Origin of the sequence: Wolbachia endosymbiont (group A) of Conops quadrifasciatus, assembly GCF_964027015.1 — a bacterium.
GTDB lineage: Bacteria > Pseudomonadota > Alphaproteobacteria > Rickettsiales > Anaplasmataceae > Wolbachia.
Genome location: NZ_OZ034722.1, coordinates 1275609 through 1288643, shown reverse-complemented (window position 1 = coordinate 1288643; position 13035 = coordinate 1275609). Strand labels below are relative to the sequence as shown.

Here is a 13035-nt window from a genome sequence, read left to right as displayed (position 1 = left end):
AATTTTAATTATTTACGTAAAGTTTTAAAGCTATACAAGGATTAATTAATATGCAACGTATCTCGACTATAATATTGTACAAACGCACATATTTAGTTAACATTCAACATGCAGAGCTTACTCATAGAGCGAAACAGGGCGGTGGTATTATTACTTATAGTAATTTTTATCTTCGGTTCATACGTTTATGTAAAAATGCCAAGGGAAAGTAACCCTGACATACAAATCCCTATAATCAGCGTGTTCGTTGGACTTCCTGGGATTTCTGCTCAAGATAGTGAAAAGCTATTAGTGCTTCCTATAGAAAATGAACTAAGATCCATCGAAGGTGTAAAAGAATTGAGAGCTTTTGCAACTAATGATGGTGCTCACATGATACTCGAATTTGGAACAGAGTATGATAATAAAGAAGTGCTCGATAATGTCCGTTCAAAGCTTTCAAACATAAAAGCGAAGTTACCTGTTGAAGTGGAATCTCCAATAATCAATGAAATAAATTTGAGTCTATTTCCCATATTAAATGTTGGCTTAATTGGTAATCTGCCAGAAAGGGCTTTCACTGAAATAGCACGCAAGCTAAAGAAAGAAATAGAATCTCTGCCAAATGTTCTCAAAGTTGAAGTGGCGGGTATGCGTAAAGAAACAGTGGAAGTTATAATTGAGCCCACAGTTCTAACAAAATATAACATTCAATCAAACGAAATATTCCAAGCTATATCAAGCAATAATAGACTAGTGGGAGCTGGGTCACTGGAAAATGATACCGGTAAATATTCGATTAAAATATCAGGGTTATTAAAAGATATAGAAGATATTATGAATATTCCTATTAGATCTCAAGGCGATGCAGTTTTGAGAATCAAAGATATAGCAAAAGTATACCCTAGGTTTGAGGATTACCAAGGGTTTGCTCGCATTAATGGATTACCTAGTGTCGTGCTAGAAATTTCAAAACGTAACGGAAAAAACATAATAGACACAGTAAATCAAGTAAAATACTTAATGGATAAGGCAAAAGATCAATTACCTGAAAATTTAAAAGTGATGTACTTAAATGACCAGTCAAAAAACGTCCGCGATGTGCTTGATGACTTGGAAAACGGCATAATATTCGCTGTGTTGTTAATATTGATCATAATGATGCTTTCTATGGGAACAAGGATTGCTATTCTTGTGGCACTCTCGATACCCGGTTCCTTTCTCATTGGGATAATAGCTCTTTACTTTATGGGCATAACCTTAAATATCGTTGTGCTCTTCAGTTTAATCATGGCTGTTGGCATGCTGGTTGATGATGCAATTGTGATCAGCGAATATGCCGATAGAAAGATGATCTGCGGAATGGACAAAGTAGAAGCCTTTCACACTTCAGTTCGTGATATGTTTTATCCGGTTCTATCATCGACGTTAACTAAATTAGCAGTGTTTTTTCCTCTATTATTCTGGCCTGATACTGTTGGTAAATTCATGCAGTACATACCAATTACAATAATTCTAACTTTGACTGGATCGCTCATTATGGCTTTGGTTTTTATACCAACACTTGGTGCAATATTTGGTAAGCCTTCAATAACTTCAAAAAAAGAAATAAAAAAAATGAGTGCTATAGAAAGTGGTGAGATAAAAAATGCTGGGCCTATAATAAGAGCTTACATACGCATGCTAGAGAAGGTTTTAGATCATCCTAAAAAATTCATATGTGCTACTGTATTCGTCCTGTTTTCATTTAGTGTGCTGTACTTTACCTTTGGTCCTGGAGTGAAGTTTTTTCCGAAAGTGGATTCAGATAATATTTTAATCAGTGTTAAAGCAAAAGAAAGCTTATCAGCTAAAGAACGAGATCTGATACTCAAAGAAGTGGAAGAACGCATTTTGAGCGTTGAAAAAGAAATTCATGTTTCTTACGCTAGATCAGGAGCATTTTCAGACAACGTTATCGCCAGAATTCAACTAGAACTTATGGATTGGCGCTTCAGGCGCAAAGCTAAGCACATATTAAACGATATAAGAAGCAGTGTGCAAGACATGAAAGGAATAGTAATTAATGTTCAAGAGGAAAAGTTAGGACCGTCGGCTGACAAGCCAATACAAATTAACCTCAGCGGAAGTGCATCCAATCTGAATTTAGCAGCAGAGAAAATTCTAAAAATTATGGACCAACCTTCATCCGGGTTTATAAATATTCAAGATAGCAGATCAGCACCTGAAATAGAGTGGAATATGAGTGTTGATAAGAGTAAGGCTACAAGTTCTGGAGTAAGTGTTGCAACCATTGGCAATTTTATAAAGATGGTTACAAATGGAGTGTTGATTGGAAAATATAGACCAAATAACACGGATGAAGAAATCGATATTGTACTCCGTTTCCCCAGAAGGGAGCGCAACATGAAGACTATAGATAATCTTTTTATCAATACAGTTAATGGCCCGTATCCTATGAGCAACATAGTAAAATATGCTCCCGAAAAAAAGGTAAACAAACTAAATAGGATTGATGGATTACGTACAGTGACAATTTCCGCTGATGTGGATACAGGCTATCTTGTTAATGAAAGAGTAAAGTTCATTCAGAATTCTATTGTCCAGGATTGGGACAAGGGAGTAAAAATTGATTTTAAAGGCGACAAAGAAGATCAACAAAAATCAGGAACATTTTTGTTAAAGGCTTTTATATTAGCAATTACACTAATGATATTGGTATTAGTGACACAGTTTAATAATGTATACCATACATTTATCGTAATGACAGCAGTGTTTTTATCCACCACATGTGTGTTTTTTGTTTTCTTTCTTATCCAACAAGTTTTCGTAGTTGTTATGTGTGGAGTGGGGATAATTGCTTTGGCAGGAATTATAGTGAATAATAACATACTATTGCTTGATGCCTTTCATCACCAAATTAAGGTACACAAAAATGACATCAAGCGATGTGTAATAAACGCTGCAATTTCTCGCGTTAGGCCAATATTGCTTACCGTTGCAACCACAGTTCTTGGTTTAATAACGATGATTACCAGGTTAAATATCAATTTTTTTACGCTACAAATCACATATGATGCTCCATCAAGCCAGTGGTGGGTTGACATTTCAACAACCATAGCAAGTGGAATATTGGCTGCAACGGTCTTAACTTTATTCTTTACTCCAGCGTTGCTTGTCATACAAAGACATGAAAAAACTTGACTTAAATTAGCAATCATTTAACATTTAAGATAGCGTTCTTTGCCCGTTGAAGCTATAATTATAACTAATTACATTGGATTTATTTATTATGATTGCTAATCGTAAAAGCAGTGTTAAGCAGAAAAGTAACAAGAATAACATAGTTGGAAGCCTTGATGTAATAAAAACAGCAGGAGAACTTTCACTTCAAAAAGGTTTAGATTTTAATGTTGTAATAAAGGCACTAGAAAGTGCTATAGAAGCAGTGGCTTATCAAAAGTATGGTAGCAAAAGTAAAATTGTAGTTAATATAGATAGAAATACAGGCAAAGTTACTTCATACAGAAAACTAAAAGTTATTGATGACGAATCAGATGGAGAAAAGAATACTGAGTATGAATCAATTACGCTGACACAAGCTAAATTAATAAAAGGAGATGCAAAAGTTGGAGATACTGTTAGTGAATTGCTCTCTCTTAACACTGATCTTGCTTCAGCAAGGATTGCCCAGCAAAAGATTGCTCAAATAATTAAAGATGAAGAGTCAAAAAAGCAATATGAGGAATTTAAAGATAAGGTGGGAGAAATAAGGTATGGTATTGTTAAACAAGTAGAATATTCAGATCTTATTATAGACATAAATGGCACTAGGACATATCTTCCATTGCGAAATTTGACCGGTGGTGAATCATTTCGTGAAGGCGATAAGGTTAAAACTTACATACAGACCGTTAAGCGCTCTGATGATGGACGTCAAATTATTCTTTCTAGGACTCATGAAGGCTTTTTAGAGGCATTATTAAATCAAGAAATACCAGAAATTGCTGACGGGTTAGTAACAATTAAAGGTATAGCTAGAGACGCCGGCTCAAGGTCTAAGGTTGCTGTTTTCTCTCCTGACAAGAACATTGATCCAGTAGGTGCTTGTGTCGGAGTTAAGGGAGATAGAATAAAAACTATTATACACGAATTAAATGGTGAAAAAATTGACGTTATAAATTACTCCTCAGATTTGGGTCAATTTGTTATTAAAGCCATTACTCCTGCAGAAGTATCGAAGGTTATTATTGATGAAAATGAAAATTGCATAGAGTTAATAGTTGCTGAAGATCAATTGAGTTTAGCTATAGGAAAAAAGGGCCAGAATGTAAGATTAGCTTCAGAGCTTGTTGGATGGAAAATTGAGATATTAAGCACTCAGCAAGAATCAGAAAGGCGAAGTAAAGAACTTAGTCAATGTTCAGCTTTATTTGCTGAAGCTTTAAACTTAGAAGAGATTATGGGTCAGCTATTGGTAACAGAAGGTTTTTCAAGCGTAGAAGATATATCCAACGCTTCAATTAAAGAGCTTGCTTCAATAGAGGGCTTTAATGAGGATATTGCAAACGAACTTCATAACAGAGCAAACAAGCACCTGAAAGCAGAAAATGATAGAAAAATAGAAGAGCTAAAAAGTCTAGGTATGGAAGATGATGTAATCAATTTAACTTTATCAATAGACAATAAAATTGCTCTTAGTAAACATGATATTAAGACTTTAGAGGACATAGCAGATTTATCAAGTTATGAGTTTTGCAGCATACTCTCTTCCTCAGCTGATAGTAAAGAAAATCTAAAAGATACAGTAGACTCAATAATCATAGAAGCACGTAAAAAGCTTGGGTTAATATAATAAAATAATATGAATAATGAAGATATCAGTAATAAAAAATTAACGCTCCAAGGCTTAAGCAAGCTTAAATTAGACCTCAATTTAAACTCTTCAGCTAGCCCAAGTACTGGAGCTACAATAGTAAAAAAAAGAAGAAAAAAATCTCATGATGCAGAAGAACATAATTTATTTGACGAGAGTAAATTAGGTTCTTTAACAGAGAAAGAACAAATTTTCCGCATTAATGCTGTGCAGAATGCTGCTTTGCTGAAAGAAAGAAATCAGAGAGAAGAAAAAGAGAAAACAGCAAAAGAAGACAGCAATAAAGAGATTGACGAGAAAAATGAAGCGGACACTTTATCTAAAGAAATAAATAAGAAAGTTTTAAGTAATACTCACTTAGTTGAACTAAGAGAAGATAATATTGACTATGAGGGCGACAATAAAAAGTCTTCTAAAGTCAACAAAGATATATATTCTAAGCATTCTAAACTGGTAATTGCACAGGCAATAGATGAAAAAACTGAACAACCCCCTGTATTTAAGCAAAGATTTGGTATAAGAAGTAGAAAGTCAAAGTTTACTAAGGGTAAAAATATATCAAGAGAAGTTGTTATACCAGACAAAATAACTATCAGGGAGTTATCTGTTCGTATGGCAGAAGATAGCAAGAGTGTGCTAAAAATGTTCAAAGAAGAAGTCGGTGAGAGTTATAGAGTAGATGATCTGGTGGATCCAGATATAGCATCTGAAATAGTGGAAAAATTTAATCATACGGCTAAACGAGTGAGCGATACCAACAGAGAAAAGGATTTATTTTTTATAGAAGGCAGAGAAAGCCTGCCTAAAAAACCTAAACCACCAATCGTCACTTTTATGGGACACGTCGATCATGGTAAAACCTCATTGCTCGATGCATTTCGTGAATCTAATGTTGCAGAAAGAGAGTCAGGTGGCATAACTCAACACATAGGTGCTTATCAAATAACGACAAAAGATAAGCAAAAAATTACTTTTATTGATACACCAGGACATGAAGCGTTCACTGCGATGCGTGCACGTGGTGCCAATATTACTAATATAGTCGTAATAGTAGTTGCAGCTGACGATGGAATCATGAAACAAACAGTTGAAGCAATAAATCATGCAAAAGCAGCAAATGTTTCTATTATAGTTGCTATTAATAAAATTGATAAATCTGAACCTGGTGATGTAGAAAAAATAATTAATAGTTTGCCTCAATATGATCTCATCTCTGAAGAGCTTGGTGGTGATATTATGATTGTGCCAGTATCAGCAAAAAAGAAAACTAATTTAGATAAACTAGAAGAGGCGATTTTGTTAATCGCTGAATTAATGAAGCTAGAAGCAATAGAGGATTGTCGAGCACTTGGATGGGTAATAGAATCCAAAATAGATAAAGCGAAAGGAATATCAGCTACATTGATAGTTGAGGAAGGAACGTTAAAGGTTGGTGATATATTGGTAGTTGGTACAACATACAGCAAAGTACGTAGTATGGTTAATCACCTTGGTCAAAGAGAAAAAGCAGCACTACCCTCCGCTCCAATTGAAATTACTGGTCTAAATGGTGTGCCAAATGCTGGAGATAAATTTGTTGTTGTAAATTCTGAAAAGCAGGCGCGTGAAATTGTTGAATACAGGCTAGAGTTGATCAAGAAAAAGAAAGAAGATTCAGACGACAATAATTTAGATATATTCAGTCGTAATAAAAGTGAAACAGAAGAACTATCTGTAGTTTTAAAGTGCGATGTAACTGGTTCTATTGAAGCAATATCAAGTTCAATTGATAAACTCGGTAAAGACCAAGTGAAATTAAATATCCTACACAAAGCAGTAGGAGGGATAACAGATTCAGATGTACTGCTTGCAGAAGCATCAAGTGCAGTAATTTTAGCTTTTAATGTAAAAGTGGACTCAAAAATAAGGGACTTGGCAAAACAAAAAGGTGTAGAAATACATACTTATAACATAATATACGAGCTCATTGACGACATGAGAATGTATTTAACTAAAATGTTAAAGCCTGTTACACGAGAGGTTCATGTTGGTTCTGCATCTGTGAGGCAAATATTTAACGTATCTAAAGCTGGTAATATCATTGGATGTTACGTAAGTGATGGAGTCATAAGAAAAGATTCTTTAATTAAGGTAGTGCGTGGTGGCAAATTGGTGCATGAAGGAAAGTTAAAAGCACTACGTAGATTTAAAGATGATGTTAAAGAAGTAGGTGTAAACTTTGAATGCGGAGTATCACTAGAGGGTAATATCGATATTAAAGTTGGAGATATTTTGGAAGCTTATCAATTAGTGCAAGAAGAAAGGGTGTTATAGTAGATGGATATGAAAAAGGAAATTAGAAACCTAAAAATAGCATCGGTATTGCATAGAGCAATATCAAGAGTCCTAATGGAAGGTAAGGTGTTCAATAAAAATGTAGCGGTATCTGACGTAAAATTAAGTAAAGATTTGAAAAAAGCAGATGTATATATTGTGTTATCTTTATTGAATATCCAAGTAGCTGACTACTCAGATTCAGAAAAAAGTACATGGATTTCAGCATCACGCACTGGAGATCCTTCTGAGGATAATTGTGATATTAACACTGTTGTTAATGGAATGAACCAATCTGCATGGTCAATACGTAAATCTATATTGTGTTATGTTGATTTGCGATTTATACCTGAGTTAGTTTTCAAGCCTGATTTAGCGTTCGATAATTTTGTTAATGTAAGCAAAATATTACATAATCACACTTAATTAATGTATTTCAACCGTTACTTTTCATTAATGAGACTGCACAGTTTAACAGGTTTGTGGCTTGTGCTATTTCCCAGTTTGAGCGGTATTCTTTTAGCCTCAACTTCTCTATCGTATCAGGCTCTTTTTCTCCTTGTTTTATTTACTATAGGTGCATTTTTAATGAGACCTGCAGGGTGCATAATCAATGACATTTTCGATAGGGAAATAGATGCACACGTTGAACGAACAAAATATAGGCCACTTGCAAGTGGTGCATTAAACATAAAGCAGGCTTTGGTTTTACTCTCACTGCTACTATCTATCGCCTTGGTAATTTTATTGTTAACTAATAAAACCACACTCATACTTGGAATAATCTCAATGTGTATGATAGCTATTTACCCTTTATTAAAGCGGTATGTTTGGTGGCCACAATTGTTCTTAGGGTTTACCTTCAATATGGGATCGCTCATGGGCTCAGCAGCAATAATAAACCAGATCAGTATAGAATCCTTGCTGTTTTATATAGGATGCATCTTTTGGACACTTAGCTATGACACCATATACGCTCATCAAGATAAAAAAGATGATGAAAAACTCGGAATGAAATCTACCGCATTATATTTTGGTGATACAACAAAATCTTGGTTGAAAAGATTTTATTTAATATCTCTTATGACGTGGCTATATGCTGGTATCTTATCATCATTAAATAACATCTTTTATATTGCTCTACTTGCTGTAGGGTTCATATTTCACCGCCAATACAAAAATTTCAATCCTGACGATCCCAGTCAATGCATGTCCATATTTAAAAATAATTCCTACATAGGGTTGCTTCTCTTTTTTGGCATCCTTTTAGATAGAATTATCACCTAGGTCTCAAGAGTTTTGGCTCTAATGAAGTCAATAAACTCAGGTAGCTCGCAGAAACGAAAAAACTTGCTTTACAAAACTCCGCCAGCCCCCTTATCATGAAACTGAAGCTATTTATTTATCTTCGCAATCTCTGCAGTGGATTAATGACAAAAAAACTTAATGTATTTGGCGTAAATCATCCTTAATTTTTTGCACTATGTGCACCTCATGTCTTTATAAAACTTTAGGTTTCTACCTATACAAGCCGAAACGCGCTTATAAAGCGTTTAAGACAGTAAAAGACGTCAAATAGACAAGGGAGAATTTGAATACTAGCTACCCTGGGGTTTCTTTGCCTTTTTTTCCGCTCAGTAAATTTCTTAACGTTTATAATTTAGATTAGTTGCGGCTTAAAAGCAGCTGAATCGCGGTTATTAAGCGTATAGCACCGAACAGAAGAAATCTGTCAAACCAGGAAGAAACTCCTCAATTTAAGTTTTTAGTAGTTTTTAAGTATAGTTGTATAGGAAGCGCCTCTGCAGTTATAACCGAAATTTTCACTGGTGCCATAAGTGCCCGTCGTTTAGCATGGTTTTGGGAGGAACGGTCAAATCATTGATGGAGTTTTTTAGGCTACCTCGGTTAGGAGATTGTATTATCTAACCGTTCCAAGCTGAAGCGTTTCCCTATTACAAATTATAATAAGGGAGTTACTATGAAAAAAGCAAAAAGTAAATTAGAGATAGACCTGCTGCAAAAGGTGATTGAAAAAATAATGTGAGAGAAGTAGAAGAAGAATAAGCAGATTGAGTAAGGTAAAAAAATGAGCTTTAGTTACTATAACATGAAGAAACACCCAAGAAACTTTCGTAATATAACAGGTTTAACTATAGAGGAGTTCGAAAAGGTAGTGGAAAAAGTGAGGTCTGGGTGGGAAAGACTTGAAAAACAGAAAAAGTGCCATGGTAGAAGATCACAACTACCAACTCTAAAAGATAAGTTATTTTGCGTAATTTTGTACTATCGCACTTACATAACACATAGATTTTTAGGGTGCCTGTTCAATGTTCACAACGCAAATGTATTTAGGTTACTGAAGAAAATAGAGCCATTACTTGCCAAAAAAGTTACTATAACAAAAGATAGAAGTATGACACCAGAAAAAATACTGAAGATTCTGGCTGATGTTACAGAACAGCAAATACAGAGACCAGAAGATAGTAAAAAACGGAAGAAATCATATTCAGGAAAAAAAAAGAACCAACACTATGAAAACTGAGATTGTTATCGAAGAAGGTGGAAGAATTTTATCAGTGTCAAATTCATATCGTGGTAGAATTAATGATTTTCGCATAAGGAAACAAGAAAAATATTTACCAATCGATAGCATAAAATATGCCGATTCTGGATATCAAGGTTGGCAAAAATTGCAAAGCAATGTTATAATTCCATATAAAAAGTATCGTAAAAAGCCATTAACTCCAGAGCAGAAAGAGCATAATAGAAGATTAGCATCATTTAGAATGAGAGTAGAAAATAAGATCCGTGAGATAAAGATATTTAAGATTATGTCACATATTTACCGCAATTTTCAGAAAAAATACAACCTGAGGTTCAATATTATTGCTGGTATTGTGAATCTTAAGCACGCCTTTTAGTTAACCTTGATTTTAGTCACCCTCCTTTCCTTCTTTTTATTGCTTGATTCTCAGCAGGTCTATTGTTGGGCCAAATGTTCTTCCAAGATTGCTACTTACTGTTTTATTACTATCATTTGCTTGGGAATGAGATGCATTTCGCTCAAAAATCACTTTTATTCCAGCAAATTTAGCTTGGGAAGATTTCGGAGGAACAGGTGGAGCAACTTTCTTAAGCTTTACTATTTTTTCTAACTCATTCTGCGACGATAACTTGGTCTCTGGTGCTCTTGGTGGTAACGGTGGGGCAACCATGCCTTTTGAGTTAATCTTTCCTTCATTTTTAGGAAAAATTTTTGGATTATTTTTTTCTACTGTAGTATTCATTTTTTTACCTCTAAGCCTATTAACTAGTAGAATTATAAACTTAGAGGTATTAATTTTGTAATAACGATGTTAATAGGTTTCAAATAAGCATCGCCAGAGGACTCTCTATATAATGCTTAAAGGCATTTAAAAATTTTGCTCCTAATGCTCCATCAACTGCTCTATGGTCAACAGAAAGTGTTGCTGTCATTATTTCTGCTATCTCTATTTTCTCATTCATAACAATTGGTTGTTTTTTGGATGCACCAACTGCCATAATGCAAGATTGCGGCGGATTGATTATAGCACTGAAGGCTTTTATACCAAACATTCCTAAATTGGAAATAGTAAACCCACCTCCTTGAAATTCTTCTGGTCTTAATTTTCCAGATCTTGCTCTGCTTACTAAATCTTTCACTTCTTTTGATATAGATAAAATACCCTTTTTATCAGCATTTTTTACTATAGGAGTAATTAGCCCATCTTCAAGTGCCACAGCGATTGAAATGTCTACATTTGAGTATTTAAGTATTTTATTATCTATCCACGAAGAATTTATATCAGGAAATTTTTTCATGCTGAAAGCTGCAGCTTTTATGATTAGGTCATTAATTGTTACTTTGTTATTTTCATCTGCTGAGCTAATCTCGTTTTTTAACGATATTAACTTATCAACCTGGCAGTCTACAGTTAAATAAAAATGTGGAACATTCTGTTTGGATTCAGTTAAGCGCTGTGCTATCACTTGGCGCATATTGCTTACTTCAACCATGGTATCTTCCTCAGGCTTTTCACGACTTTCAATGCGTGTACCACTACCTAAAGACTCCAACACATCAGCCTTAATTATGCGACCATATGGTCCTGTACCTTTTAATTGCTGCACATTAACCCCTTCATTTTGAGCTATTTTCTTAGCTAATGGGCTTATTTTTGTTCTACCTTCTGTTGTATTAGTATCTTCTTCTTTTCTAGATCCCAGTGTCACGCACTGGGATGACATTGAGGAGTTGGATCCCAGTGTCAAGCACTGGGATGATATTGAAGAGTTGAATGACATTGGAGGGTTGGATGATATTGAAGAGTTGGGTAACATTGAGGAATTGGATGGCACTGAGGGATTGGTTTCAACTTCTTTCTTAGCTTCAATATTGGTAGCAGAAGCTGAAACATAGTTACCGAGTGCACTTTCATCTTCTCCTTCTTCCAGCATTAAAGCTATCGGTTGATTTACAGGCACGCCACTTGTTCCTTCTGTTACTAAAATTTTTGCTAAAACTCCTTCATCTAAAGATTCAAACTCCATTATGGCTTTATCAGTCTCTATCTCAGCAATTACGTCGCCTACTTCAACTTTGTCTTGTTCTTTTTTATGCCACTTGACAATTTTTCCTCCAGTTTTGCTCATTGTCGGTGAAAGAGAAGGCATTAATATTTCTATAGGCATTGATTTTGCATTTAAAGATCTATTCAATTTTTAATTTACTCTTTATCTTATGTCAATCTAATCGTGAATTATGATGAATAAGTCTGTTACACTATCCCTCACGTCATCCCAGTGCGTGACACTGGGATCTTGGTTCAGTACTATTATCCTATTGTTTTTATTATTTAGCCATAGCTTGTTTGCTAATAACTTTGTTTCAACCAAATCAAATAAAATCAACATGAGAACGGGGCCAGGGTTTCACTATCCTGTAAAATGGATATACACTTGCAAAAATCTGCCCCTGAAAGTGATAGAAGAGTTTGAGAGTTGGAAAAAGGTCTGCGATATAGATGAAGACTGCGGATGGATAAAAGGCAATCTGCTTAGTGATAAGCACCACGCAATGATAAAAGAAGATACTTATGGATATCAAAAACAGAGTGTAGGCAGCAAGATTACTATGAAAATAGACAAGTTTGTTGTAATAGAAATAAAAAAATGCAGTGAAAAATGGTGTTTGCTGTCCTCATCGAAACGCAAAGCATGGGTACAGAAAGAATCTATATGGGGAGTTGATTAGACTGGCGAAAGACCTTGATTAGTAGTAGTTTCCAAACCTTCTGTAGCAGACTCTTCAGATGAAGCAGGAGTTGCACTAACTTCTTGAGGTTCTGGAGAATTATTTTGCTATATAGTGCTGTCACAAAAACTCTGTAACATCTCCTCAGCAGATGAATCTAAAATTTGTACAATAGACTTTCCACTTTGTTCTCTTAGCGATTGATCCATTCTAGAAATCAACTCAGAAAACTCACTACCTGATTTTTTAGCTTCACTTTTTATTTTGCTTTCTATGCTTGCAATATTACCTTGATCAATTTCTTCTTTTGTTATGTTGAATGAATTTGCAACATCTTGATATCCAATCTTGCAATTTCCACAACCAATTATGCAAAAAGCAATAGAATTAGATATTTCATTTGCAGCCCACTTGTGTATAGTGTAAGCCAAATAATTGTCATGGTATTTAATGCTAAATTGTTGTTCTATTAGCTCAGAAATTTTATTCTTTAGAGACATAAAGTACCCTCCTTACATTCGTTATACCTTTTTGTTAAGATACACCCATTTACTACATGCTTTGTTTTAATTAATTATTAAAACAAGAG

General features: G+C 34.7%; 9 protein-coding genes and 1 pseudogene. 7 read left to right on the top strand and 3 right to left on the bottom strand.

Features of this window, described 5'->3' with window-relative positions:
* Positions 1 to 108: 108 nt before the first annotated feature.
* The 6 genes and pseudogenes from AAGD69_RS06625 (at position 109) to AAGD69_RS06600 (ending at position 10092) form a co-directional block, all read left to right on the top strand.
* Positions 109 to 3183 (top strand): efflux RND transporter permease subunit, encoded by a 3075-nt coding sequence (locus tag AAGD69_RS06625; protein ID WP_341812094.1) that lies wholly within the window; start codon positions 109 to 111, stop codon positions 3181 to 3183.
* Between the two features lie 88 nt (positions 3184 to 3271).
* Entirely contained in the window at positions 3272 to 4834 is a 1563-nt protein-coding gene (gene nusA, locus AAGD69_RS06620) for a transcription termination factor NusA (RefSeq protein ID WP_341812093.1), read from the top strand.
* A 9-nt stretch (positions 4835 to 4843) separates the two neighbouring features.
* On the top strand, positions 4844 to 7168 hold the full coding sequence (infB, locus tag AAGD69_RS06615) for a translation initiation factor IF-2 (RefSeq protein ID WP_341812092.1): 2325 nt from the start codon (positions 4844 to 4846) through the stop codon (positions 7166 to 7168).
* A gap of 9 nt (positions 7169 to 7177) precedes the next feature.
* Positions 7178 to 7594, top strand: coding sequence for a ribosome-binding factor A (locus tag AAGD69_RS06610; protein ID WP_341812091.1), 417 nt, complete (start codon positions 7178 to 7180; stop codon positions 7592 to 7594).
* Between the two features lie 3 nt (positions 7595 to 7597).
* Positions 7598 to 8455, top strand: coding sequence for a 4-hydroxybenzoate octaprenyltransferase (ubiA, locus tag AAGD69_RS06605; RefSeq protein ID WP_341812090.1), 858 nt, complete (start codon positions 7598 to 7600; stop codon positions 8453 to 8455).
* A gap of 802 nt (positions 8456 to 9257) precedes the next feature.
* A pseudogene (locus AAGD69_RS06600) lies at positions 9258 to 10092 on the top strand (transposase family protein).
* 36 nt (positions 10093 to 10128) lie between these two features.
* Here the strand turns inward: AAGD69_RS06600 and AAGD69_RS06595 are convergent.
* Both AAGD69_RS06595 and AAGD69_RS06590 read right to left on the bottom strand, forming a co-directional pair.
* The gene (locus AAGD69_RS06595; RefSeq protein ID WP_341812089.1) at positions 10129 to 10458 is read right to left on the bottom strand and encodes a hypothetical protein; all 330 of its coding nucleotides are present in this window, start codon (positions 10456 to 10458) and stop codon (positions 10129 to 10131) included.
* A 79-nt stretch (positions 10459 to 10537) separates the two neighbouring features.
* Positions 10538 to 11884 carry a pyruvate dehydrogenase complex dihydrolipoamide acetyltransferase gene (locus AAGD69_RS06590; protein ID WP_341812088.1) on the bottom strand — a complete coding sequence of 449 codons (1347 nt, stop codon included), beginning with the start codon at positions 11882 to 11884 and terminating at the stop codon, positions 10538 to 10540.
* Positions 11885 to 12104: 220 nt separating this feature from the next.
* Between AAGD69_RS06590 and AAGD69_RS06585 the strand changes: the two genes are divergently transcribed.
* Positions 12105 to 12446, top strand: a complete 342-nt coding sequence (locus AAGD69_RS06585) for an SH3 domain-containing protein (protein ID WP_341812087.1) — start codon at positions 12105 to 12107, stop codon at positions 12444 to 12446.
* 107 nt (positions 12447 to 12553) lie between these two features.
* Here AAGD69_RS06585 and AAGD69_RS06580 read toward each other — a convergent pair whose 3' ends face one another.
* A complete protein-coding gene (locus AAGD69_RS06580; RefSeq protein ID WP_341812086.1) occupies positions 12554 to 12946 on the bottom strand; it encodes a hypothetical protein in 393 nt (130 codons plus the stop codon).
* Between the last annotated feature and the right edge of the window lie 89 nt (positions 12947 to 13035).

Bases quoted from the DNA above. Each gene is read 5' to 3' on its own strand.
- AAGD69_RS06625 (WP_341812094.1), top strand. From the start codon at position 109: ATGCAGAGCTTACTCATAGAGCGAAACAGGGCGGTGGTATTATTACTT.
- nusA (WP_341812093.1), top strand. From the start codon at position 3,272: ATGATTGCTAATCGTAAAAGCAGTGTTAAGCAGAAAAGTAACAAGAAT.
- infB (WP_341812092.1), top strand. From the start codon at position 4,844: ATGAATAATGAAGATATCAGTAATAAAAAATTAACGCTCCAAGGCTTA.
- AAGD69_RS06610 (WP_341812091.1), top strand. From the start codon at position 7,178: ATGAAAAAGGAAATTAGAAACCTAAAAATAGCATCGGTATTGCATAGA.
- ubiA (WP_341812090.1), top strand. From the start codon at position 7,598: ATGTATTTCAACCGTTACTTTTCATTAATGAGACTGCACAGTTTAACA.
- AAGD69_RS06595 (WP_341812089.1), bottom strand. From the start codon at position 10,458: ATGAATACTACAGTAGAAAAAAATAATCCAAAAATTTTTCCTAAAAAT.
- AAGD69_RS06590 (WP_341812088.1), bottom strand. From the start codon at position 11,884: ATGCCTATAGAAATATTAATGCCTTCTCTTTCACCGACAATGAGCAAA.
- AAGD69_RS06585 (WP_341812087.1), top strand. From the start codon at position 12,105: ATGAGAACGGGGCCAGGGTTTCACTATCCTGTAAAATGGATATACACT.
- AAGD69_RS06580 (WP_341812086.1), bottom strand. From the start codon at position 12,946: ATGTCTCTAAAGAATAAAATTTCTGAGCTAATAGAACAACAATTTAGC.